Here is a 22,264-nt window from a genome sequence, read left to right as displayed (position 1 = left end):
AGGCCTACAAAACTTATCCAACCTTCACTGACTCCCTTCTGCGACACCCTCTTGTTTGGGAAGGGTACAGGAAGGAATGTGTTTTTTAGCTACTTGGCGCCAAATAGTCGTTTGTAATCAGAGTGAAATAGAGCCGGCATATCCGAGATATAACGCCAATAGTCACATAACCCATCAATTGTTTTCATATCGGTATGGCCGCAATCTAACATGATTTTAAGGAGTTCGAGTGTTGGCATGACTTGCACTTCAAAAGTGTTAGCAAGCTCGGCCATATCTTGATCATCAGTAATTAAAGGGGCGCCGAGCTCCAAAGCGTAGGCAATATACAAAGCGTCCACTTTCGAAGGTCCTGGCAATTCTGTTTGAACATGTTCCCATATATAGCCAAAAGCTTGCTCAATGGATTTTTTTTGCTTCCTGCTAATATTCGGAAAATGTTTACGGTTTTCTGAATATTCGTCTTCTTCTACCCAAGGGAATTTGCTTTGCAGCTTTCGATTGCCAAGCTCTTGATTCAACTCAGGCAAGATATATAAGCAATACTCGTCAGCCCCAAAAGACAAAAATAATAGTGGCTTTATTGTTTTTGCCAATCTTAGGTAGGTGTTAGTATCAACTAATATTTTCGATTGTGGCATTAGGTTAGCTCTGTATGGATACTTCGCGCATCAAGAAGTGGCATATCCAGTACAGTTTGAACAAAACCAGAGCCTTTGCTGTGTTCTTTGAGGTACTTTCTGAGTAACTCAAAAAATGGTGTATCAAATACTGTTTCAGCTTTATCTATATATTCTTTAGCGCTTGGCTTTTTGTGCTCATCAAGTTCAGCATCACCAAACAAAGCGTCACTTAATTTTTTATGGCGCTTATTAAAGTTAGTCACTGCACCATGAAATGTTTTATTTAATTCAATTTCATTCTGTCCAGTTGAAAGCGCATATTTATTTGCTTGGCCAAGTACAGTATAAGGTGAAATAGTAAATTGATCAGCTAGGTCAATGACATGAGCAATTTTAGCCGCTGAAGTTGTTTGATAGTTGATGGTGGCATACGCTTTCTCCGCTAAATCATGGGGGTAGAGCAGGCTCGCTGCAAAGGCATCCGCAAAATCTTCGGCCGCTTCACTTTCTAAGCTGGGAGACAGGCAATGTCCGAGCTCATGTGCCATCCAAAACTTAAAGTCATGGACGTTAGTGTCTAAATTCAGATAAACCCAAGTACTTTGAGAATCCGGTAAATGAATGTGGATGGCATTTTCATGGCGCTGTTTTGATCCCCAGATAACGGGGACTACAACTGCCTGCAACTCAGAAAAACGGCGGATAAGATGTGAAAAATCAACACATTCGACAGGCCCAAGATTAACATTTTTCCTCACTTTGGCCGTTACTTTGCGTAAATACTCATAGTCACAACTGGGCGATTTTAGTACAGGTGGCATCTCTATAGTATCAAAAGGCAAGTAGGGTACTAGGTGACGTAAAAAACGTCCGATTTCTTGGGCTTTTTCAATATGGTGATCTTTTGTCTTGGTGCCAGCCTTTTTTCGAAAAGCAACCTTAGGGGCAAAAGGTTCCTCTTTAATGACCAGATCATCGAAAGAAAGTCCCAGCAACTTTCCCAGTTGAAGAAGTTTATTTGGACGTGGAAACGATTTAGAACTTAGCCATTGTGAGACGGCCTCTCTTGAGACAGCAAGACTTTCTGCCACTGCGGTTTGTGTCAGTCCAGCTCGTTCCATTGCCAAATTGGCTTTTTTGATATTAAGTGTTTTTTGCATGGCGTGAAGTATATTGCCAAGTCAAGTTTTGTCAAGTAAGAAGAGGGCTTTTGGGTTTACACTATGCCTTGATTCATGCTCATTGACGAGAGGTGGTTGAAGCTTAACGCTATTTTGCTGGCAGGCAGGGTTTATGATAAGCGAGTCTCAATAATGTTGATTTAAAGATTCTTACTTAATAACACCTTTATTTTAAAAATGGTTCTGTATCTATGATCTCTCCTTTACAAGTGTATCAAGCTCGATTAGATCGACAGGAGGTGTCGTTCGACGCCTGTCAGCAACCTGCGTTAGTGGAATTGGAGCGGGTTCATCAGTCGTTATTGTTTCCATCGTTATTGCCTCAGTCGTCACCAATCCAAGGGGTGTATCTTTGGGGGGATGTGGGACGTGGTAAGACGTTTTTGATGGATTTGTTTTATGACTGTTTGCCTGCTGGTATGGGGTTGCGGTTGCATTTTCATCATTTTATGGCGCGTTTGCATCGCGAGTTGAACCTTGCCTTTGGTCAAAAAAATCCGTTAAAAGGCATTGCGAAACGTTTGGCGGCGGAGTGTCGTGTGTTGTGTTTTGATGAGTTTTTTGTCTCAGACATTGGCGATGCTATGTTGTTGGGCGGCTTGGTTGAAGCCTTGTTTGAGGAAGGTGTGGTGCTGGTGGCAACGTCAAACATTGCGGTGGAAAATCTTTTTCAAAATCAATTACAAAAAGCCCGTTTTGCGCCGACGATTGCGCTGTTAGAAGCGCATTTGGCCTGTGTTCATCTTGCGGGAGAGGAAGACCATAGATTGCGCCATACGGGCGGCTCGGCGATTTATTTTGTGACGCAGGAGCAGGCTATGTTGGTGTTGTTTACGCAGCTTGCACAAGGCGATAAACATCAGCGGCCGCTACAGGTTTGTCGTCGTGCGATTAAGGTGATTGCGTCGGCGGACAATATTGCTTGGTTTGATTTTTATGCCTTGTGTGACGGGCCTAGGTCTTCCTTGGATTACATTGAGTTGGCACAAACTTATCCCTTTATCATGGTAACGGGCATTCCTGAGCTGAGCAGCGAGCCATTTGAGCATATTAAGGCGCGTGGCACAGAAGACGGCGCGATTGGCTCTGGGCAAACGGGCGAGCGTGCGGTTTCGTTGGGACTGAACGATGATGCGGTGCGGCGTTTTATTAGTCTGGTGGACGAATGTTATGACCATCAGGTGGTTTTGTTATTGAGCGCTGACGTGCCTTTGGACAATTTGTATGTAAATGGTGCTTTGCTGTTTGAATTTCGTCGCACTTACAGTCGTTTAATTGAAATGAAATCCCATTATTATCAGTCATTACGCGCCAGCGTTGTCGCTAAGTCGGGCCTTTGAAATACGAGGCTAAATAGTTGATTTTCTTCTGACTATTTTTAATAAGTTTGTCGTAAAAGCTTGATAAAAGCAGCCTGCAAGACCACTATGTTTTTAGTCGCAGTGTCTGTTGCGCTGTATTAAAAGACAATCACCCAGTAGTAAGGAGGGCGATCATGCGGTATGAAGATCGCGTTGATGCGTTAGTCGCACCGAAAGGTTCGTTAGAGATGTTATCTCAAGATGAGATTTCTCGTCTGTCAGAAGAATCTGGTCCACTGCATGACTTATTTCATCGTTGTGCGTTGGCAATTTTGAACTGTGGCAGTGATTCTGATGATCCACAGGCGGCCATGGAAGAGTTTAAAGATTTTGAAATTCGCATCGTGCAACAAGAGCGCGGTGTGAAGTTGCAGTTGAAAAATGCTCCAAGCAGTGCCTTTGTAGATGGCAAGATGATTAGCAGTGTGCGGGAGATGTTGTTTAGTGTATTGCGTGACATTATTTTTACCCAGCACGAATACCTGCTTGCACGTGGTTTGGAAAACGCCAGTTCAGACAAATTGACCAATGTGGTGTTTGAATTGTTGCGTAATGCCAATGTGTTTCGCCGTGCCCAAAGTCCAGACGTGGTGGTGTGTTGGGGTGGCCATTCGATTGCGCGTCATGAGTACGATTATACCAAACGCGTGGGGCATGAGTTGGGCTTGCGTGAGTTGAATATTTGTACGGGTTGTGGGCCCGGCGCGATGAAAGGGCCAATGAAAGGCGCTGCCATTGCTCATGCTAAGCAACGGATTAAAAATGGTGTGTATTTAGGTTTGACCGAACCGGGCATTATTGCCGCTGAATCGCCTAATCCGATCGTTAATCAGCTGGTCATTATGCCGGACATCGAAAAGCGCCTCGAGGCGTTTGTGCGTGCTGGTCATGGCATTGTGGTGTTTCCTGGTGGCGCCGGAACCGCTGAAGAAATTCTTTATATTTTAGGGATTTTATTGCACCCGAAAAATGCCGATGTGCCGTTTCCTTTGGTGTTTACTGGGCCAAAAGAGAGTGCGGAGTATTTTGAGCAAATTCACGCTTTTATTGGTGATGTGTTAGGAAGTGAAGCGCAAAATAAGTATCGCATTATTATTGAAGATGAAGTGGAAGTGGCGCGTACGATTAAGCAAGGTATGGAAGAAGTGCGCCAATACCGTAAGACTCATCAAGATGCGTTTTATTACAATTGGAAATTGCACATTCCAGAAGAGTTTCAACACCCGTTCGAGCCAACCCATGACAATGTGCGTGGGTTAAACCTGCATTTTAATCAAGACACACATTTGCTGGCGGCAGATTTGCGTCGTGCTTTTTCGTCTATTGTGGCGGGGAATGTGAAAGCGCAGGGCGTGGCGTATATCAAGGAATTTGGGCCGTTTGAAATTCACGGTGACAAAGCCTTGTTGGCGAAGTTGGATTCACTCTTGCAAGCGTTTGTGCGTCAGCAGCGCATGAAATTGCCGGGCAGTGCGTATGTGCCTTGTTATAAAGTGATCACCGACTAATTAATAAGGTGATAATCAACTAAGCGATTATGGCTACTGCGCTTGCCAATACTGTGTTTAAAACAGCGATAATAAAAAAGGGCTTCTCGTGAAGCCCTTTTCTGTTTTTAGTCTGCTTAATGGCTGAAGCATCTAGCCAAACCTCTAGCCAAACACGGACCAGCCAATACTTTCGGATAAGGCTTCTAGTGCGGTCATACCGGCGAGCGAATTGCCGGATTTATTCAATTCTGGCGACCAGACACACACGGAAAAACGATTTGGCACAATCGCAACAATGCCGCCGCCAACACCACTTTTCCCTGGTAAACCAACATGGTAAGCAAAGTTGCCAGCTTCGTCATAGAGGCCGCTGGTGGCGAGTAAGCCATTGACTTGAGTGGTTTCTCTGGGCGTTAGTATTTGTTCACCAGTATGTCGACAGAAGCCTTTATTGGCCAAAAAGCTAAAGGCTTTGGCAAGGTCGACGCAGTTCATCCGCATGGCGCAGTTATTAAAGTAGCTGTGCAACACGGCTTCGACGTCGTTGTTGAAGTTGCCAAATGCTTTCATCAGATACGCCATTGACGCGTTACGGGAGCGAAATTCGTACTCGGAATCCGCCACCACCTTATCGGAACGCAACGATGGGTTGTCGGCCAAACGGCGAATGAACTCTCGCATAGCGTAATGAGGCGATGCAAAGCGTGATTGGTTCATGTCGCTGATCACCAGTGCGCCAGCGTTGATGAAGGGGTTGCGCGGCACGCCCGCCTCGTATTCCAGCTGCACGAGAGAATTAAACGGATTGCCAGAAGGCTCACGGCCAACCCGTTGCCACATGTCTTCGCCATAGTGTTTGATGGCCAGCGTTAAGCTAAACACCTTTGAGATACTCTGAATGGAAAAATCGTTATAGGCTTCTCCCGCATGGTAAAGCTCGCCGTTATTGCTGTAGATCGCGATACCAAATTGATTGGGGTCGACACTGGCCAATGCCGGAATGTAATCGGCGACTTTGCCTAAGCCAATTAGAGGGCGAACTTTTTCTTCGATTGAGCGTAATAATGCGTCCACAGGGTTCTCATTTCTTTTTTTTAGGGGGGATAAATGGCGATGGTGCTGGTTGCAATTCGATGGCTAGTATAGGTATTTGACGCAGGATTTCTAGCCTATATCTGAGAAAGGCGGACGAAAGTGGCTTTCGAGTCATTGTTGACGATTTGGTTAGAAAGCCACTGTGTTTAAGAGTGTCAGTGTGTTTAGGGCTGCTTGACTGTTTAGGGCTGCTTGGACTGTTTAGGTGCTACGCGATTGCGATTGTTTAATATGCTCCACATGTTGCAGGATGATTTGCCCAGAAATAGTGGCGGCGTTTGGAATCGAGGGTAAGGCGTCGATTGGCCACCACGCGGCTTCTTCTATTTCACCTGGAGCTGGGGTGATGTCGCCACTGAGATAATCGGCAAAAAAGCCGGTCATGAGTTGGTGAGGAAACGACCAAGGCTGGCTGCTGACGTAGCGGATGTTGGTGATTTCGATGCCAACTTCTTCTCTTACTTCGCGGGCAACGGCTTGTTCGAGAGTTTCGCCTGCTTCAACAAATCCGGCCAGATTACTGTAGCGGCCTTTTGGGGCTTGTGGGCCACGTGCTAATAAAATCTGCTCGCCTTTACGAATGGAGACGATAATACAAGGCGATATGCGGGGGTAATGGCGTAGGTTGCAAGATGAGCACATTTTGGCGTGTTCTTTGGCGTGTTTTCCTTCCATTGGGGTGCCGCAGCGGCCGCAGAATTGATGGTCTCTGTCCCACGTTGCTAGCTGGTGGGCGCGGCTTAATAGGAGGTAGTGATCTTGGTCTTGTAAGAAGAGTAACTCGCGTAAGCCGGTTTCGGTAAAGCCTTTGGGGATGGCTTCAAAACGACAGACGAAAATATCCTGACCGTGCCATTGGCCGCAATAGACGGCGCTCATGTTGGCGTTCGGTTGGAAGTGGGTAAAAGGAATGAGGAACTGATTGTCCGCTTCAATCAAGACTTGGTTGCGGTACAGCAAAATGTATAGCGCTGCTTGATGTGGGCGAGGATGAGTTTGGGTGCCAATTTCTAACATGTTGCGGCTCTGTTTACGTCTAAAAGAATGACGCTAACGCGATCACTCTCTAGACGCAAGAACTAGACGCAAGAACGTAGAGTAGACGCAAGAACTAGACGCAAGAACGTAGAGGAATTTAATTTCTTAGGGTAAATTCCCCGCAGCTTGCTGCGTAAATAGCTAAAATTCAGCTTTGTCATTCCCGCCTTCGAGGCTGTCGCAAAACGACTTACGTCGATCTTGGTCGCGCATTTATGCCGACAAAAAACTCGCCACGACAAATCTCGTCTTGTCGGGCTAAAGCCACGACCTACAAAACCCTATATAAATCAACCATTTGCAGGCTGAATAACGTTACACGCCTGATTACGGTCGTACCTCCCTTATCAGGCCTACAAAACTTACCCAATCTTCGCTGACAGCCTTTAACGACACCCTCCTTCGAGGGAATGACGGGGAGTTCGAAAATGATGTATGAACAACGTTTAGCATTGTTCGAATGACACGCTGATACCTCGCCCCTTGGGGCGGGGTTATTCATTGCCAATCCAGAATGACTTTGCCCGATTTACCCGAGCCCATGGTGTCAAACCCCTGTTGGAAGTCGTCAATATGAAAATGGTGGGTAATAATTGGGCTGATGTCTAAGCCTGATTGCAGCATAGCGACCATTTTGTACCAAGTTTCGTACATTTCACGGCCATAAATGCCTTTGATGATTAGGCCTTTAAAGATCACTTGGTTCCAATCTATCAGCGTGTTTTTGCTAGGAATACCGAGTAAGGCGATTTTCCCGCCATGGTTCATGCATTCCAACATGGAGCGGAAAGCCATGTCGTTGCCAGACATTTCTAAGCCGACATCAAACCCTTCATGCATGTCGAGTTCTGCCATGACGTCTTTTAACGATTCTCGGCTGACATTGACGGTTCGGGTGGCGCCCATTTTTTTCGCCAGATCGAGACGGAAGTCGTTGACATCGGTAATCACCACATTGCGTGCGCCGACGTGTTTGGCAATCGCGGCGGCCATGGCGCCAATCGGGCCTGCGCCAGTGATCAAGACATCTTCGCCGATTAAATCAAACGATAGGGCGGTGTGGGTGGCATTGCCAAATGGGTCCATGATGGCGGCCATGTCGTCGCTAATATTGTCTGGGATTTTGAAGGCGTTGCTGGCGGGAATCACCAAGTATTCTGCAAATGCGCCACTGCGGTTCACGCCAACGCCTTGAGTGGTTCGACATAAATGGCGACGTCCAGCGCGGCAGTTTCGGCAGTGCCCACAGGTAATGTGGCCTTCTCCTGACACCCGATCGCCAATATTAAAGCCGCTGACTTCAGGGCCGATTTCGACTATTTCGCCAACAAATTCATGCCCCACTGTCATGGGAACCGGAATGGTGTTTTGCGCCCAATCGTCCCATTGATAGATGTGCATGTCGGTGCCGCAAATGGCGGTTTTGCGAATTTTGATAATCACGTCGTTATGGCCGCATTCTGGGTGGTCAATGTCGGTCATCCAAATGCCTGTTTTAGCGTGCAACTTTGACAGTGTTTTCATTGTCCCTCTCCTTTGATGATGCCCAGTTCACGGCCCGTTTTTGCGAACGCGGCAATGGCGTGATCAAGCTGTTCTGTGGTCAGTGATGCGGACATTTGGGTGCGAATTCGGGCTTTCCCCATTGGTACCACAGGGTAAGCAAAGCCGGTCACAAAAATGCCTTCTTTGTAGAGCCTGTTTGCCATCTCTTGTGCGAGTTTGGCGTCACCTAAAATAACAGCAATGATGGGGTGATCGCCAGCGACAAGATGAAAGCCTAAGGCACTCATCTTGGTGCGAAAATACTGACTGTTGGCTTTTAGCTGCTGGCGCGCCGCAGCGCCGGTTTTGAGCGATTCGATAATGCTCAAGCTGGTGGCGACAATCACTGGCGCGAGTGAGTTGGAAAATAAGTAAGGGCGGGAGCGTTGGCGTAACCAATCGACAATGCTTTTAGACGCGCTGGTGTAGCCACCGGACGCGCCGCCAAGCGCTTTACCCAAGGTGCCGGTGATAATGTCGATGCGGCCTAGTACGCCGCAATATTCGTGGCTACCACGGCCCTGTTCGCCGAGAAATCCGACGGCGTGGGAATCGTCTACCATGACCAGTGCATCGTATTGATCGGCAAGGTCACAAATGGATGCTAGGTCAGCAATAATGCCATCCATGGAAAACACGCCATCGGTGACAATCAGTTTGGTTTTTGCGCCATCTTTGTCGGCTTGTTGGAGGCAGGCTTCTAGCGCTTGCATGTCGTTGTTGGCATAGCGATAGCGTTTGGCTTTGCACAAACGGATGCCGTCAATAATGCTGGCGTGGTTTAAGGCGTCACTGATCACCGCGTCGTCTTTGTCTAGTAGGGTTTCGAATAAACCGCCATTGGCGTCGAAGCAGGAGGAATACAAGATGGTGTCTTCCATTTGTAAAAACGCGCTGAGGCTTTTTTCGAGTTCGGTGTGGATGCTTTGGGTGCCACAAATAAATCGTACCGAGGCCATGCCGTAGCCGTATTTGTCCAGAGCGTCATGGGCGGCTTGAGTGACGTGCTTGTCGTTGGCGAGGCCAAGGTAATTATTAGCACACAGGTTGATGAGCGGGCTGTTGTCGGCGGTGCGAATTTGGCTGGCTTGCGGCGTAATAAGAGGGCGCTCTTGTTTGTAAAGGCCTTCTTGTTTGAGGCTGTCGAGTTGGTGTTGTAGACGGTTGTAAAAAGCCGATTTGCTCATGATGCTTCCTCTGTGGTGTTTTGTTTGGTGTTCTTGTTATGTTTTGGTTCTCTCTGTGCTGTGATTCTTTTCTATAGATTGAGTGTAGGAGGGTGGCCAGAATATGAGTAGATGCAGTGACATAGTAAAATGGGCATAACAGTTTTGCTTTTTGCGCGGCTGGTCATCATCGGCGTTCGGCCGTAGAATGAGTGCAAATATTGCGTGCTCAAATCCTATGTATGGATTGAGTACACTGATGATGAAAAGAGGAAAAGACATGTTATCAACGGTTCGTTCTAGTCTTTTGTTAGGCGCATTAAGCGCTAGCATGGCGTTACAGGCGCAAGATTATTTACCTATTTTGCAATATCACCATGTGAGTGAAAGCTCGCCAAAGTCCACCTCCGTGACGCCAGCGCAATTTACTGAACACATGGATTATTTAGTCAGCGCAGGTTTTCAGGTGGTTGATCTTAAATCGGCGTTAGACGATTTAAAGGCCAATAAGGCGCTGCCTGAAAAAGCCGTCGCGATTACCTTCGATGACGCCTACCGCAATATCTATCAAGCCGGGTTTCCTATCTTAAAGGCACGTGATTTTCCTTTTACCGTGTTTATTAATACTTATCCAGTTGAGCGTAAAAGTCGGAGCTTTTTAACCTGGGAGCAAATGCAAGAGATGCAAGCCGCTGGTGGTGTGTTTGCCAACCATACAATTAATCATCCTTATATGCTGCGCAAGGAAGCGGGCGAAACGGACGAGGTTTGGTTCGCGCGAATGGTGCAGGAAGTGGATACAGTAGAAGCGCTCTTGATCAAACACCTTGGGGAATCGCCAAAAATGCTGGCTTACCCCTATGGCGAGTCCGATCGCCAAATTCGTACCATGATGAAAGACCGAGGGATTATGGCGTTTGGCCAACAATCTGGCGTGGTGAGCGCGGATTCTGACTTTGAAAATCTGCCTCGTTTTCCCGCTTCTGGTGTCTACGCCAATTTGTCGACCTTAAAAACCAAGTTGAACGCCAAACCCATGCCGTTGCTAAAAGAAAAGAACGGTGGTGACTATGCTGGCGATCAACCTGTCTCTGTGCGTCTAACGTTTAAGGAAGGCAAGTATCGCTTTAAAGACTTGGCGTGTTATGTGGCAGGCCAAGGCAAAGCTAAGCTGGACTGGGTTTCGGACACTGAGGTGGTGGCGATGGCAGAGAAGCCTTTCAATGTGGGCCGAGGGCGAATTAACTGCACTATGCCAGACAATACCGGTGCGCAGTATTACTGGTATTCCCATGTGTGGATCCGCTCTTCCCCCGATCAAGGCTATGTAAGTGAAAAAAGTTAACGTTTTTTTTAAAAAAATGTTGCACTGAAATTTCAAATCAGTATTATACACCTCGCTCGCAACGGAGGGGTGGCAGAGCGGTTTAATGCACCAGTCTTGAAAACTGGCGTAGGTTAATAGCCTACCGAGAGTTCGAATCTCTCCTCCTCCGCCATCTTCCTTCGGGAAGTGTGTTGCAGCAAAGATAAAATTAGTTCCTCGATAGCTCAGTTGGTAGAGCAAATGACTGTTAATCATTGGGTCACTGGTTCGAGTCCAGTTCGAGGAGCCATCGGAGTATAGCGCAGTCTGGTAGCGCGCCTGCTTTGGGAGCAGGATGTCGGGGGTTCGAATCCCTCTACTCCGACCATTAATTTTATCGCCTCTTTTGTAATGGTGGGCGTAGCTCAGTCGGTAGAGCTATGGATTGTGATTCCATCGGTCGTGGGTTCGAGCCCCATCGTCCACCCCATTACTTCTGATAGTTGGGTCGTTAGCTCAGTTGGTAGAGCAGTTGACTTTTAATCAATTGGTCACTGGTTCGAATCCAGTACGACCCACCAACTATCACATAAATTCTGCACAGCCTGATTCATTCCTCGATAGCTCAGTTGGTAGAGCAAATGACTGTTAATCATTGGGTCACTGGTTCGAGTCCAGTTCGAGGAGCCATCGGAGTATAGCGCAGTCTGGTAGCGCGCCTGCTTTGGGAGCAGGATGTCGGGAGTTCGAATCTCTCTACTCCGACCATTAGGTTGCTAAGCAAAAAATTATGAGCGGGTCGTTAGCTCAGTTGGTAGAGCAGTTGACTTTTAATCAATTGGTCACTGGTTCGAATCCAGTACGACCCACCATTTTCTCTTCTGGTTTCTTTTCGATTACCCATTCAAAATGTTCAATCTGCATTGTCTTTATGTGACTAAATGTCTTTTCTAAATTCGCTAGTGTATTTTGCTGCGTCGATTTTGATTGATCGTGAGATGAATTCTGTCCTGTTTTGCCCTTAAAAAGAGTATGCCGACAAATTACGCCTTGTCGGGCTAAAGCCGCGACCTACAAAAACAATGTAAATCAACCCATTGTCGGGCTAAAGCCGCGACCTACAAAAACAATGTAAATCAACCCATTGTCGGGCTAAAGCCGCGACCTACAAAAACAATGTAATCAACCCATTGTCGGCTAAATAACGTCACACGCCTGCCTTCCGCGTGCTTCAACGCCTGATAACGGTCGTACCTCCCTCATCAGGCCTACAAGGCTTATCCAACTTTCGCTGACAGCGCCTACAAGCGCATTTCTATGCCTGCATCGATCATGCGTTGTTTGGCTTGTTGAATGCTGTATTCGCCAAAATGGAAAATACTCGCTGCTAGCACCGCATCGGCTTTGCCTTTGATAACGCCATCAACAAGGTGATCTAGGTTGCCAACGCCGCCAGAGGCGATGACTGGAACGTGAACCGCTTCACTGATGGCACGCGTTACGCCCAGATCAAAGCCATTTTTCGTGCCGTCTCTGTCCATGCTGGTGAGGAGAATTTCCCCTGCGCCGTATGCGACCATTTTTTTCGCCCATTCCACCGCGTCTAGCCCGGTTGGTTTGCGGCCGCCATGGGTGAATATTTCCCACTTGTCTGGCTCGCCTGCGGCGCTGACTTTTTTCGCATCAATGGCGACAACGATACATTGCGAGCCAAAGCGTTGTGCGGCTTCACGAACAAATTCTGGATTGAATACCGCGGCGGTGTTGATGCCGACTTTGTCTGCACCGGCGTTGAGCATGCGACGAATGTCTTCGCAGGTGCGAATGCCGCCGCCAACGGTCAGAGGAATAAACACTTGGCTGGCAATGGCTTCAACCATGTGAACGGTGGTTGCGCGGTCATCAGAACTGGCGGTGATGTCGAGAAAGGTAATCTCATCCGCGCCTTGTTCGTTGTAGCGTTTGGCCACTTCCACTGGGTCGCCGGCGTCACGAATGTCGACGAATTGAACGCCTTTGACTACGCGGCCATTGTCTACATCAAGGCAAGGAATAATACGTTTTGCTAAGCCCATGAAATGGCTCCTAATGTCTGTTTTTTAGCATGGCTATTGTTTGCATGTACGCTGTTATGGCTTGCCATCCCAGTGAAGGAAGTTTTTATAAAGCTGAAGGCCGTCTTTATGGCTTTTTTCTGGGTGAAACTGCACCGCGAAGACATTGTTTCGAGCAAGGGCAACACAGAACTCCAGACCATAGTCACAGGTGCCCGCGACTTCACTTTTGTTTTCAGGCACCACATAAAAGCTGTGCACAAAGTAAAAGCGCGCGTTGTCTGGAATGCCCGCCCAAAGCGGGTGGTTGATCGTTTGTGTAACCTGATTCCAGCCCATGTGTGGCACTTTTAGCTTGCTGCCGTCATGGTCTGTGTGGGTTTCGCCAAAGAACAGGGCGTTGCCTTGAAAATGATTTAAACAATCGACACCGCCGTTTTCTTCGCTGTGGGACATCAAAGATTGAATGCCCACGCAAATGGCCAGAAAAGGTTTTTCCGCCATGGCTTTACGAATACTCGGAACCAGTCCTGCATTGTGCATTTCGCCGATGCAATCACGAATCGCGCCAACGCCGGGCAGCAATACTCGATCCGCTGCTTCAATCACCGCGGGATCGCTGGTTACCACCACTGAGGTGTTTTCATCCGCCACGTGTTCAAGGGCTTTGGCAACCGAGTGAAGGTTGCCCATGCCATAGTCGATCACAGCGACGGTGGATTTTTTCATCTCACTCATACTCTTATTGTCCACACTCTTATTGTTCATGCTAAGAGAATCCTACAAAGAGCCTTTAGTGGAAGGCATTTGCCCCGCCATGCGTTCGTCAGCTTCTAATGCCATGCGCAATGCACGACCGAAGGCTTTGAAAATGGTTTCCGCTTGGTGGTGGGTGTTTTTACCACGCAGGTTGTCTAGGTGCAGGGTGACTTTGGCGTGATTGATAAAACCGTGGAAGAACTCGGAGAATAAATCCACATCAAAGCCGCCCACGGAAGCACGGGTAAAAGGTACGTGCATTTCTAGGCCTGGGCGGCCTGAAAAATCGATAACCACACGCGACAAGGCTTCGTCTAACGGAACATAAGCATGACCGTAACGTTTGATGCCTTTTTTATCGCCTACGGCAATTTCAAACGCTTGACCTAGGGTGATGCCCAAATCTTCGACGGTATGGTGAGCGTCAATGTGCAGATCGCCAACGGCATGGATGTCTAAGTCAATTAGTCCATGGCGGGCGACTTGCTCAAGCATGTGGTCAAGAAAAGGGACGCCTGTGACGCAGTTGAATTTACCGGTACCGTCTAAGTTAATCGACACCTTGATCTGAGTTTCAAGTGTATTGCGCTCGACACTGGCAATGCGATCGGACATTGATTGGTTTCTCCACCGTGATTGTGACGAAGGGTCGCCACTTTTTTGTATAATTAAGAGCATGACATAAGTTGCCCATTATAGAACGTCGGCTCTTTTGCTTCTATGCTTTGTCTGGGTGTTTTTTGATGAGTTGTTGCTATTGCGTCGATAAATGCTTACTTCGAATGCTATGATAGGGTGATATTTTTGGAATAGTAACCCCACTCTAGCTCTTCCCTGCTAAAGGGGAGAACTTGATGTTCTTTCCTGCTAACGGGGGAGATGGGTGGCGTCAATTTATTAAGGAGTCTGTCATGGTTTGGGTAAAGCGACTTTCATTGTTGGTGGCGGGCTTGTTGGCCATTGTTGTTCTTTTGTTGGCGTACGTTATGTTGTTCGTCAACCCTAATGATTTTAAAGACGAACTAAAAAGCGTGGCGCTAGAAAAAGCCAATGTTAGTTTGCGTTTAGACGGCGATATTAGCTGGTCGTTTTTTCCTTGGTTAGGTCTTAGCCTAGAAAATATTGGCGTGGCGCTCGGTACCGACGCTGAAATAGTGCAATTTGATCGCGCTGAATTTGGTCTGGCGATCTTGCCATTGTTGGAACAGAAAATTCAGGTCAATAAAGTCAATTTGGTGAATTTAAAAGCCAGCTTAAATAAAGATGCCCAAGGCCAAGGCAATTGGCAGCTCGACTTGCCTAGCGAGACGTCTGAAGCCGGTTCGGCCAATGCGCCAAGTGCTCCTGCAGCCACTTCAGATACGACCGCCAGCGCGGTTGCTGATACGGCCACCAATAACGCGACTGGAAAAGTCAAATTACCCGATATTCAGTTAGACGAATTACGCATTGAAAACGCCCAAGTGCAATACCGCGATGAGCAAGCCAAACAGCTTATTAACGCCACGCTAAATGTACAACTAAACGATGTGCAATGGGATAAAGCCTGGCCTATGGTGATGGACATCGCTGTGACCCAGAGCGATTTGCAAGGTCAGTCGCCTATGAGTGCGAAAGCCACATTGAATGCCAACCTGACGGTATTTCCGGAGCGAGAATCTTTATCGCTGGATTCGCTGGTTGTATCAACAGAGCTTGAAGGTGAGGCCTTGCCAACCAGTCCACTCAGCGCGAAGTTGAGCGCGATGACGCTTGATGTTGATTTACCACAAGAAAATGTCTTGATAGAAGGCTTGGCGTTAAGTGTGCTTGGGGTGAACATAGACGCCAAAATTCAGGCTTATCAGGTGTTGAGCGAGCCACAGTTTTCTGCCGTAGTGTCGCTAGGCGAATTTAATCCACGTTACTTAATGACACGCTTAAAGCTGCCGCTGCCCGATATGTCTGACGACACGGCACTGACTAAGCTGATGGCCAATGTCACCCTTGAAGGCAGTTTGAATTCGATTACGGCGCAGCCTATATCGATTATTTTGGATGATACCAGCATCGAAGCGAATGCCGAGGTGGCGTTATCGCCGCTGCGTTGGGATGTCAATGTGGCGGGGGCGAATTTAAACCTAGATCGCTACCTGCCGACGCCCGTTGAGCCTGTCGATAATCAGGGCGAGGCCGTGTCGAGTGCGCCGCAAGAAGGGGGCGTTGAGGGAGCTGAGACCGCTGAGACCGCTGCGGGTGAGTTAATCCCCGTCGAATTGATTCGCAGTTTGAATGGCCATGTGGGCATACTGTTTGAAAATATCATCGTTAAAAAATTAAAAATTGACAAAGTAGAATTTGATTCCACGCAGGCGAATGGTTTGGTTTTGGTTTCACCTTTGCAGGCAGAATTGTACAAGGGCACGGTGTCATCGAATGTGCGTTTAGATGTTCGGGGTAAAACGCCAGTGTTGAGCCTAACGCCGACAGTTAGTGCGCTACAAATCCAGCCTTTATTGGTGGATTTTATGGACATGGATAAAGTGGCTGGGGCAACGTTTCTAAACGGCGAACTCAAAACCAGTGGCAATCGAATTGACGATCTTATGTCAGGATTGCAAGGCGACTTGTTAATTGAAGTAAAAAATGGCGCTTTAGTGGGGACCAACCTGACAAAAACCGTCTGCGAAGGCATTGCTGCGATTCGTAAGGAGAGCATCGATGAAAAGCAATTTGGCCCTGATACACCGTTTGAGACCTTGCGCTTTCCGGCTTATATCGTCAATGGCCAAGTGTCGACACCGGGTTTGCAAATCAACTCCGCGGGCATTCAGGTAACAGGTAATGGCGTGGTGTCATTGCCAGACTCTTCTTTGGATTATCAAGCCAATGTCGGTATTGCGGGCAGCGCATTGGATAATGCCTGTCGAGTGAATGAAAAAGTGATTAAGTTGGCGTTTCCTATTGTTTGTAAAGGGCAGTTTAGCGATGACCCAGCGGGGCTGTGTCGCCCAGACATAAAAGGCTTTGGGCAGTTGTTTGCCGATTTGGCGAAAGATGAGTTGGCGCAAAAAGCGGCCGAAGAAAAAGCCCGTCTTACCGAAAAACTAGAGGCCGAAAAAGCGCGTCTAAAAACCAAAGCTGAGGCCGAAAAAGCTCGATTAAAAGCAGAGCTGGAAGAGAAGCGTCAAGCAGAGGAAGAACGACTAAAAGAGAAGTTGAAAGATAAGCTAAAAAGCTTGTTTTAATGTGAGAGATACATGCAACCAGTTGAGAATTTTGCGCCCCGTGTTTTAGCGTGGTTTGATGAGCACGGGCGTAAAAGTTTGCCTTGGCAAGACGATAAAACGCCTTATCGTGTTTGGATTTCGGAAATCATGCTGCAGCAAACGCAAGTGACGACAGTGATTCCTTATTATCATAAATTTATGGCGTCGTTTCCAAGCGTTGAGGCGTTAGCGGCGGCAGATCAGGATGAGGTGTTGGCGCATTGGAGTGGCTTAGGCTATTACGCTCGGGCGCGTAATATGCACAAAGCGGCGCAACGGCTGGTGGATGAATTCGACAGTGAGTTTCCGCAAACCGTTGAAGGTGTGTGTGAATTATCAGGGATTGGGCGTTCAACCGCGGCGGCGATTTTATCGATTTCGCGCGGTGTGCAAGCCGCGATTCTAGATGGCAACGTGAAGCGGGTGTTGGCGCGCTTTCATGCGGTGCCAACGTGGCCCGGTGATAAAAAAACCGAACAGGCCATGTGGGACTTAGCCGAATATTATATGCCGAGCGAGCGCTGTGGCGATTATACTCAAGCCATGATGGATTTGGGCGCCACGCTGTGTACTCGTTCCAAACCGCAATGTTTATTGTGTCCTTTACAGGCAGATTGCCAAGCTCGACGTACGCAAGATCCAACTCAGTTTCCTATTCGAAAGCCCAAAAAAGCCGCCAAGCCAGAGAAGAGTATTCAGCTGTTGGTGTTGGTGAATCTCCAAGGGCAGCTGTTGTTGGAGAAACGCCCGTCGACGGGGATTTGGGGGGGATTATGGAGCCTACCGGAACTGGCATTGGACGAATCCATCGTGCTTCACACCGAGCAGCGTTTTGCGACCCAAGTAAAACGCGTCATTCCCCTGTCACCTTTTCGACATACTTTTAGCCATTATCATTTGGATATTGTGCCCAGCCAGATTCAGGTCGCTGCAGTGAATGGCGTGATGGAAGGCGATAAATACCAGTGGTTTAGCCCGCAAGATGCGATGGCGCTAGGCTTACCCGCGCCTGTCAGAAGTATCTTAGAACAGATTAATTAATTTGAGACTTTTGTTTTATGTCAGACCAACAACGCCCCTACTTCAATCGTGTCTTTGAGGTGTTTATCGCCTTTTTCCTGTTGGGTTTTACCAGCTTTGGTGGGCCTGCCGCCCATCTTGGTTACTTTAATCAGACTTTTATTAAGCGCAAACAATGGGCGAGTGACGCTCAATATGCGCAATGGGTAGCGTTGAGCCAGATTGTACCAGGGCCTGGTTCGAGCCAAGTGGGTTTTGCGTTGGGTTATCATCGTGCAGGATGGATGGGCGGTCTGGCCGCGTTTGTTGGTTTTACCTTGCCGTCTTTTGTGGTCATGGTGTTATTGGTGCAATTTGGGCATTACTGGCAAGGCAATGGCGTTTTTGATGGCGTGGTACAGGCGTTAAAATTACTCGCTGTGGTGGTGGTAGCGGATGCGTGTGTCAGCATGTGGCGGTCGTTTTGCCAGCGCAAAACAATGGCGTTGATGGCGCTATTGAGTGCGGCTTTTCTGATTGTTTTTCCATTGGCTTTTGCCAGTTTAGTGGTGTTGTGCATTGCGGCTTGTGTGGGCTTTTTTCTATCCGCTTCGACAACGAGTCACGATGATCCTTTGCCTAAGGTGAGATTTGCCGGGTTCTTTGTGCTGCTTGCGGGGGCTTTGTTTTTGCTCAGTTTTGTATTGGATACTGGGCTTAGTGGTTTGTTTGCTGAATTTTATCAAGCGGGGGCTTTAGTGTTTGGCGGTGGGCATGTGGTGTTGCCTATGCTGTCGGCTTTTGTTTCCGATCGTGTGTCGGATGCCAACTTGCTGGTCGGCTACGCGGCGGCACAAGCGGTGCCCGGTCCTATGTTCACCATGGCCAGTTTTCTGGGAGCTTCGGCGGCACCACAAGGTGGAAACATCTGGCTTTGGGCTGGCGTGGCTACGGTGGCGGTGTTTTTGTCCGGCTTATTGTTGATGTTAGGTGCGCAGAATGTCTGGCAGCGTTTGTCGAGCAATGTACGATGCCGCGGTGTCGTTGGCAGCTTAAATGCCGCCGTGGTCGGTATATTGATAGCGGCCTTGTATCATCCCATTGCGACATCAAGTTTGGTCAGTATAGGGGATGTTATTTTTGTTGTGGCCGGTTTTGTGTGGCTGAAATACAAACGACCGTCGATTTTTAAGGTGATTGGCGTGTTTGTTTTTATTGGGCTGGTGCAAGGTTATTGGTAACGGCCGTGATGGTGCGAGTGCTTGCTAATAAAAGGCATGGCGCGTTTTTCTATGGATAGTCGGTGGTGATGTGTGATTAAGCGTTTTCCTGTGTTGAAAGAAGTGTTGCATTTGTTGTTTCCTATGGTGTTGACGATGACACTGGAGTTGTCGATTAGCGTGGTGGATACCATTATGTTGGGGCATTACAGTGCCTTGCATTTGGCCGCGGTGGGTTTGGCGTCGAGTTTATGGTTGCCAGTAGGGTGTTTTTTGATTGGACTGACGTTTGGTATTACGCCCTTGGTAACGCGGCATTTACATGGTCGACAACCTAAACTGGTGAATCTTTATATGTCACAAGCCATTGGCTTGTCGGTTGTGCTTGGGGTGTTGGCAAGTTTGGTCGCGGTTACTCTCTTGCCGTATTTTGCTGGACTTATGGCAACAGAAGAGGAAACAAGACAGGTTTCTATTGCGTATTTGTATATTTTTGCGCCAGCGTTACCTATGTTGGCACTGATGACGGCGTACAAGAATTTATTTGAAGCGGCGGGGCGCCCAGGCTTTCCGTTGTTTGTCGCCAGCTTGGGGATAGTGTTGAATGTGTTATTCAACTATGTGTTGATTTTTGGCCATTTCGGCTTTCCTGAAATGGGCGCTAAAGGCGCGGCGCTGGCGTCTGCCTTGTCTTTGTATTTGGCGGTGACCTTGTTTTTTGTGTATGACCGTTTTATTAATAAAGCGCCCTTATTTACCCGCTTGGTGTGGCGCTATACGCGTAAGTTTGGCATTTTGTTGAACGTTGGCGCGCCAGCGGGCTTTGCTTTTGCGTTTGAAGTGGGGCTGTTTTCGTCGATGACTTGGCTGATTTCGTCGTTTGGCGATTTGGCGTTAGGCGGCGGCCAGATTGTGATGTCTTACACGTCTTTCTTGTTTACGCCCATGATGGCAATGAGCGCAGTGACGGCGATTGTAGTGGCAAAAGCCATGTCGAAAGAAGGCGTTGATGGCGTTAGAAAGCGTATTCGAGTGATTGTCTGGCTGGGGCTTTTATACGTGGGCATCTGTTTTACCATTACACAGCTGTTTCATGATCAGATCCCGTACATTTACAGCAACAATGCTGAAGTCGTGGCGTTGGCGGCGAGTATTTTATTGATCTCGTCTTGTTACCAATTTCCCGATATGTTGCAAACCGTGTTCACCGGAGCGCTACGAGGCTTCCGTGATACGCGCTCAACCATGATCGCCTTTGCTGTGTCTTTGTTTGGCTTAAGTATCCCGTTTGGCTTTTGGTTGTCCCATTACAGCCCTTGGGCCGAGACCTTATCATTGCGGGGTTTTTACATTGGTTTAGGCGCTGGATTAACCTTGTTAGCCGCGATTCTAATCGTCCGCTTCCAGATTGTTTTACGTCGTTATGAAGGCAAACGCATTGCCTCGCCACGGGAAGTGGCGTAGGCCAACCCGTAGGCCGGATGAATCGAGGAACGAAGATGCTTACTTGAAAAAAAGCGGCGTTCAACGTCGGATAACGGTCGTGCCGCCCTCATCCGGCCGACGAAAACACCACCACGAAGTTTCATTTTTTACCGTCAGATTATATTTGCGTTTCTCGATTCATCTGACCTGCGGGGAAGGCTTTGCATTGTTGGATCAGGGTGTCGATGTTGATGTGTTGTTCGACGCTGTCGGCGAGGCGGTTGATTTCGGCGTTGCGGTATTGGTCGTAGTCGAATGCGGTGGCTTGGTCGATGCCAGCCCAGTTTAGCAAGGCTTGTAGGGCGTCTGGGTGGTCGAATATGCCATGTAAATAGGTGCCTATGATGTTGCCATCTGCGGAAATAAAGCCTTCTGTTTCGCCGTTTTCCAAGACCGCAAAATGCTTGATTTGTGTGTCGGCCGAAAAGCTTGATACGCCGGAGTGAATTTCGTACCCCGTGAGTTGAGCTTGTTTTGCTTCGATTTGTAGATAACCTTGGCGTTGCTTGAGCTGTTTTTCTTTTTCTAGAACCGTGCTCATGGGGATAAAACCTAGGCCCGCCGCTTGCGTGTTGGCGTGTTGGTTTTCTAAACCATAGGGGTCGAGTAAGCTTTCCCCTAACATTTGGAAGCCACCGCAAATACCCATGACTTTTCCGCCGTATCTCAGGTGCTTATTTAAATACGCTTCCCAGCCTTCTTGACGTAAAAATGCCAAATCACTTTGCACACTTTTGCTGCCCGGTAAGATAACCAGATCGGCAGGAGGAATGGTTTGGTTTGCGCCAACCAAGGTGACTTGTACATTGGGGTGAAGGCGTAACGCGTCCCAGTCCGTATGGTTGCTGGTGCGTGGCATGATGGGTATAACGACGTTGAGTTTGGTGTTGGCGTCGGTTTTTACTGGGCTGTGGGCGACGGCGTCTTCGGACTCTAGGTGAAAACCTTTTAAATAAGGTAAGACGCCAATAACGGGCTTGCCGGTGCGTTCTTCGAGCCAATCCAAGCCAGATTGCAACAAGCTAATATCGCCCCGAAAACGGTTGATAACAAAGCCAATAACACGATCCTGCTCGCTGGGACTGAGTAACGCTAAGGTGCCAACCAGATGCGCAAAAACGCCGCCTTTGTCGATGTCGGCAATAATAATAACCGGGCAATCGATACTCTCGGCAAAACCCATGTTGGCAATGTCGCGGGCGCGTAGGTTGATCTCTGCCGGGCTGCCTGCGCCTTCAATCAGCACGGCTTGGTATTGATCGGCAAGGCGATAGTAAGAATCTAACGCCGCGATTTTGGCGATGCTTTTATATTGGTGATAACCCACGGCGTCCATGTTTCCTACGGCTTTGCCTTGGATGATGACTTGAGCACCGACGTCGGTATTGGGTTTGAGTAAGATGGGGTTCATGTCCACATGGGGTTCGAGCCCTGCGGCATAGGCTTGTACCGCTTGGGCGCGGCCTATTTCATGGCCGTCTTGCGTGACGGCGCTGTTTAATGCCATGTTTTGTGGTTTAAAAGGCGCGACCTGAATGCCTCGACGGGCAAATAAACGGCATAAAGCCGTTACTAGGGTGCTTTTTCCGGCATCGGACGTGGTCCCTTGGACCATTAAACTAAAAGCTGGCATGTAGAGTCATCACGCTTTAAATCAATAAGGTGATAGAATTCTACCTCATTGTTCTGTTATG

General features: G+C 48.2%; 17 protein-coding genes and 8 tRNA genes. 15 read left to right on the top strand and 10 right to left on the bottom strand.

Annotated features, from left to right (window positions below):
- Positions 1 to 89: 89 nt before the first annotated feature.
- Both J8N69_RS05230 and J8N69_RS05225 read right to left on the bottom strand, forming a co-directional pair.
- Entirely contained in the window at positions 90 to 641 is a 552-nt protein-coding gene (locus J8N69_RS05230) for a type II toxin-antitoxin system VapC family toxin (RefSeq protein WP_168825467.1), read from the bottom strand.
- Positions 641 to 1,783: a helix-turn-helix domain-containing protein gene (locus J8N69_RS05225; RefSeq protein ID WP_168825469.1), complete on the bottom strand. Its 1,143-nt coding sequence runs from the start codon at positions 1,781 to 1,783 to the stop codon at positions 641 to 643. Before J8N69_RS05225 ends, J8N69_RS05230 begins: the two co-directional genes overlap by 1 nt.
- 212 nt (positions 1,784 to 1,995) lie before the next feature.
- On the opposite strand from J8N69_RS05225, the gene zapE reads away from it, so the two are divergent.
- Both zapE and ppnN read left to right on the top strand, forming a co-directional pair.
- Entirely contained in the window at positions 1,996 to 3,144 is a 1,149-nt protein-coding gene (zapE, locus tag J8N69_RS05220; protein ID WP_168825470.1) for a cell division protein ZapE, read from the top strand.
- 155 nt (positions 3,145 to 3,299) lie between these two features.
- Positions 3,300 to 4,673, top strand: a complete 1,374-nt coding sequence (ppnN, locus tag J8N69_RS05215) for a nucleotide 5'-monophosphate nucleosidase PpnN (protein ID WP_168825472.1) — start codon at positions 3,300 to 3,302, stop codon at positions 4,671 to 4,673.
- A 144-nt stretch (positions 4,674 to 4,817) separates the two neighbouring features.
- Here the strand turns inward: ppnN and glsB are convergent, their stop codons facing one another.
- The 4 genes from glsB to J8N69_RS05195 all read right to left on the bottom strand — a co-directional run bounded on the left by glsB (position 4,818) and on the right by J8N69_RS05195 (position 9,520).
- Entirely contained in the window at positions 4,818 to 5,729 is a 912-nt protein-coding gene (gene glsB, locus J8N69_RS05210; protein WP_168825474.1) for a glutaminase B, read from the bottom strand.
- 222 nt (positions 5,730 to 5,951) lie between these two features.
- A complete protein-coding gene (gene nudC / locus J8N69_RS05205; protein ID WP_168825476.1) occupies positions 5,952 to 6,767 on the bottom strand; it encodes an NAD(+) diphosphatase in 816 nt (271 codons plus the stop codon).
- A 519-nt stretch (positions 6,768 to 7,286) separates the two neighbouring features.
- Positions 7,287 to 8,312, bottom strand: a complete 1,026-nt coding sequence (tdh, locus tag J8N69_RS05200; RefSeq protein WP_168825478.1) for an L-threonine 3-dehydrogenase — start codon at positions 8,310 to 8,312, stop codon at positions 7,287 to 7,289.
- A complete protein-coding gene (locus tag J8N69_RS05195) occupies positions 8,309 to 9,520 on the bottom strand; it encodes a glycine C-acetyltransferase (protein WP_168825479.1) in 1,212 nt (403 codons plus the stop codon). The genes tdh and J8N69_RS05195 overlap by 4 nt, the downstream gene beginning before the upstream one ends.
- A 259-nt stretch (positions 9,521 to 9,779) precedes the next feature.
- On the opposite strand from J8N69_RS05195, the gene J8N69_RS05190 reads away from it, so the two are divergent.
- The 9 genes from J8N69_RS05190 (at position 9,780) to J8N69_RS05150 (ending at position 11,677) form a co-directional block, all read left to right on the top strand.
- The gene (locus tag J8N69_RS05190; RefSeq protein WP_168825481.1) at positions 9,780 to 10,844 is read left to right on the top strand and encodes a polysaccharide deacetylase family protein; all 1,065 of its coding nucleotides are present in this window, start codon (positions 9,780 to 9,782) and stop codon (positions 10,842 to 10,844) included.
- A 63-nt stretch (positions 10,845 to 10,907) separates the two neighbouring features.
- A tRNA-Ser gene (locus tag J8N69_RS05185) sits at positions 10,908 to 10,998 on the top strand.
- Between the two features lie 41 nt (positions 10,999 to 11,039).
- A tRNA-Asn gene (locus J8N69_RS05180) sits at positions 11,040 to 11,115 on the top strand.
- Position 11,116: 1 nt separating this feature from the next.
- Positions 11,117 to 11,193 (top strand) — tRNA-Pro (locus J8N69_RS05175).
- 26 nt (positions 11,194 to 11,219) lie between these two features.
- Positions 11,220 to 11,295: transfer RNA gene (locus J8N69_RS05170), tRNA-His, on the top strand.
- A 15-nt stretch (positions 11,296 to 11,310) separates the two neighbouring features.
- Positions 11,311 to 11,386, top strand: a tRNA-Lys gene (locus J8N69_RS05165).
- A 33-nt stretch (positions 11,387 to 11,419) separates the two neighbouring features.
- Positions 11,420 to 11,495 (top strand) — tRNA-Asn (locus J8N69_RS05160).
- A gap of 1 nt (position 11,496) precedes the next feature.
- Positions 11,497 to 11,573, top strand: a tRNA-Pro gene (locus tag J8N69_RS05155).
- 28 nt (positions 11,574 to 11,601) lie between these two features.
- Positions 11,602 to 11,677, top strand: a tRNA-Lys gene (locus J8N69_RS05150).
- Between the two features lie 429 nt (positions 11,678 to 12,106).
- Here J8N69_RS05150 and hisF read toward each other — a convergent pair.
- Genes hisF through hisB form a run of 3 tightly spaced genes read right to left on the bottom strand, consistent with a single transcriptional unit; the run spans position 12,107 to position 14,233 of the window.
- Positions 12,107 to 12,880, bottom strand: coding sequence for an imidazole glycerol phosphate synthase subunit HisF (gene hisF, locus J8N69_RS05145; RefSeq protein WP_168825483.1), 774 nt, complete (start codon positions 12,878 to 12,880; stop codon positions 12,107 to 12,109).
- A 54-nt stretch (positions 12,881 to 12,934) separates the two neighbouring features.
- Entirely contained in the window at positions 12,935 to 13,597 is a 663-nt protein-coding gene (hisH, locus tag J8N69_RS05140) for an imidazole glycerol phosphate synthase subunit HisH (protein ID WP_168825636.1), read from the bottom strand.
- Positions 13,598 to 13,639: 42 nt separating this feature from the next.
- Complete coding sequence (gene hisB, locus J8N69_RS05135) at positions 13,640 to 14,233, bottom strand: imidazoleglycerol-phosphate dehydratase HisB (RefSeq protein ID WP_168825485.1); 594 nt, start codon at positions 14,231 to 14,233, stop codon at positions 13,640 to 13,642.
- Positions 14,234 to 14,529: 296 nt separating this feature from the next.
- On the opposite strand from hisB, the gene J8N69_RS05130 reads away from it, so the two are divergent.
- The 4 genes from J8N69_RS05130 (at position 14,530) to J8N69_RS05115 (ending at position 20,549) form a co-directional block, all read left to right on the top strand.
- Positions 14,530 to 16,845 carry an AsmA family protein gene (locus J8N69_RS05130; protein WP_168825487.1) on the top strand — a complete coding sequence of 772 codons (2,316 nt, stop codon included), beginning with the start codon at positions 14,530 to 14,532 and terminating at the stop codon, positions 16,843 to 16,845.
- Between the two features lie 12 nt (positions 16,846 to 16,857).
- A complete protein-coding gene (gene mutY, locus J8N69_RS05125) occupies positions 16,858 to 17,907 on the top strand; it encodes an A/G-specific adenine glycosylase (RefSeq protein WP_168825489.1) in 1,050 nt (349 codons plus the stop codon).
- A 17-nt stretch (positions 17,908 to 17,924) separates the two neighbouring features.
- Positions 17,925 to 19,106, top strand: a complete 1,182-nt coding sequence (gene chrA / locus J8N69_RS05120) for a chromate efflux transporter (protein WP_168825491.1) — start codon at positions 17,925 to 17,927, stop codon at positions 19,104 to 19,106.
- A gap of 72 nt (positions 19,107 to 19,178) precedes the next feature.
- Positions 19,179 to 20,549 (top strand): MATE family efflux transporter, encoded by a 1,371-nt coding sequence (locus J8N69_RS05115; RefSeq protein ID WP_227803983.1) that lies wholly within the window; start codon positions 19,179 to 19,181, stop codon positions 20,547 to 20,549.
- Positions 20,550 to 20,688: 139 nt separating this feature from the next.
- On the opposite strand, the gene J8N69_RS05110 is transcribed toward J8N69_RS05115, so the two are convergent.
- A complete protein-coding gene (locus J8N69_RS05110; RefSeq protein WP_168825493.1) occupies positions 20,689 to 22,203 on the bottom strand; it encodes a cobyric acid synthase in 1,515 nt (504 codons plus the stop codon).
- Positions 22,204 to 22,264 lie beyond the last annotated feature (61 nt).

The sequence above is a fragment of the Marinomonas profundi genome, assembly GCF_020694005.1.
GTDB classification, from domain to species: Bacteria; Pseudomonadota; Gammaproteobacteria; order Pseudomonadales; family Marinomonadaceae; genus Marinomonas; species Marinomonas profundi.
The sequence above is the reverse complement of the archived record's forward strand: the minus strand, read 5'-3'. Positions and strand labels throughout refer to the sequence as shown.